This window comes from Bartonella sp. AP88HLJMH (assembly GCF_042195605.1).
Lineage (GTDB): Bacteria > Pseudomonadota > Alphaproteobacteria > Rhizobiales > Rhizobiaceae > Bartonella.
Window position 1 is genome coordinate 1 of record NZ_JBHIOR010000129.1, and the last position, 562, is coordinate 562.

1 protein-coding gene is annotated in these 562 nt (G+C 50.2%); it reads left to right on the forward strand.

Translation table 11 applies throughout. The features are described 5' to 3' along the window. Positions 1-562: hemagglutinin repeat-containing protein (locus ACFIMA_RS09965; protein WP_375693480.1), on the forward strand; the 562-nt coding region annotated here is incomplete at both ends.

The window sequence follows — 562 nt, forward strand, 5'->3', positions numbered from 1 at the left end:
CCGATGGTGATTTATGTGCGCCAACAGGTCAAGGGCATGGATGTTTATGCTCCGGTGCTTTACATCCCTGAAAAAGACAGAGCCTCCTTTGTTTCTGCTGGGGCTTTGATCATGGGCGATGATGTCAATATCACCAGCCAAAATACAAGCAATTCCACAATAACCAATTCAGGGCGTATTGCGGCAAACCACCAATTGCATGTGCATGGTGGGGATATCCTCAGTCAAGGAGGGCATTTTGCGGCGGGTGGTGATGCTATTATCCTTGCGGAGAAGAATATTCGTTTGGATGCAGGGCGCACAACGGTTGACGGCGTGGAGACCGTATTAAACACCGAGGCGCTTTCTGCTGGTGGCAATGCGAGCGTGATTGCCAAGCAAGATATCACAGCCTCAGGGGTGGAGATCACCACCGGAGGTGATCTTGCCATGGCTACAGAAGAAGGTAACTTGACGATCGGTTCAGCAGAAACCCATTACCATGATGAACAGGGTGATGCCACCATGCATCATAAATCAGAAGTCAACTCTGGAGGCTCAACGACACTTGCCTCTGGAAAAG